General features: G+C 63.6%; 1 protein-coding gene. It reads right to left on the bottom strand.

Features of this window, described 5'->3' with window-relative positions:
- Positions 1-242: 242 nt before the first annotated feature.
- Positions 243-1,193: UDP-glucose 4-epimerase GalE (gene galE / locus EOA33_RS36265; protein ID WP_127407762.1), on the bottom strand; the 951-nt coding region annotated here is incomplete at its 5' end.

Genomic DNA, 1,193 nt, shown 5'->3' with positions numbered 1-1,193 from the left:
AGTCCAAGAGCTGAAGCGCCTGCGCTGAAACGGATCCGGTCGAACAAAGAAATAGGGCGGTCCAGCATTTCATGAAACGCTGAACCGCCCGAAGCAATTCCAGGAAGGTGCGTAGTGGTTGCCTGGAACTGCGTAGAACAATATTTCGAGCGGGTCGGCAATTCAAAAAGCCGAACCGCCCCGGCAATCAGGTCTGGCCGCCGCCGGCGGATCAGACAAGAAGAGGCCCGCTGAGAGAGCCCTCAACCCAACTCAGCGAGCCCGCGCCCCGACACATTACTCACTGGGACGACTGTCAGCCTTGCGGGCTGGCGTTGTTTGCCGGTGTTCGTGCCGCGCGGCGCGCGTCTGGCGCGCGACGTGGCCGTGACAGCCGGGACAGGAATTGCCGGCGCCGGCGTTGCCGAACCCAGCCCGAAGAAGGGTGCGGCCGTCCTGACGATGGTGTCGATGTCGGAGAGCTCCGCCGCGAAGCCCAACTGCTCGCGCGCCAGGCTCGGATCGGCATAGAGCTCGGCCGGGTCGCCAGGACGCCGTGCCCGATGGACGACTGGAACTGGTCGCGCCGTCATGCGGCCGACCGCGTCCAGGATCTCATTGATGGATACGCCTCGGCCGGTGCCGAGATTGACCGAAAGGTTGTCGCCGCCGGCTTCCAGATGCATCAGGGCCTTGAGGTGCGCGCGGGCAAGGTCGCTGACATGGATGTAGTCGCGCACGCAGGTGCCGTCGGCCGTGTCGTAGTCGGTGCCGAAAACCTCGATCGCGTCGATCATACCGGACGCCGCCATCAATACTCTGGGTATGAGGTGCGTTTCAGGCGTATGCCATTCGCCAAGCTCGCCCTCGGGATCGGCGCCACACGCGTTGAAGTAGCGCAGGATCGCGTATTTCATGCCATAGGCCGCGGCATAATCCTTGATGATCTGCTCGCCCATCAGCTTGGTGCGTCCATAGGGGCTGATCGGGTTCTGCGGCGAGGTCTCGCGCACCGGCAGGGTCTCGGGCACGCCGTAGGTCGCGCAGCTCGAGGAAAAGATGATGTTGTCGATGCCATGCGTCCGCGCCACATCGAGCACGCAGATCGTTCCCGCCACGTTGGTCGAATAATAGTCGGCCGGCTCGCCGACCGACTCGCCGACATAGGCGAGTGCTGCGAAGTGGATGATCGCCTGTGGCCGACGGGTGGTGAT

Origin of the sequence: Mesorhizobium sp. M4A.F.Ca.ET.050.02.1.1 (assembly GCF_003997725.1) — a bacterium.
Taxonomy (GTDB): Bacteria; Pseudomonadota; Alphaproteobacteria; order Rhizobiales; family Rhizobiaceae; genus Mesorhizobium.
This window is presented reverse-complemented; position numbering and strand designations above follow the sequence as displayed.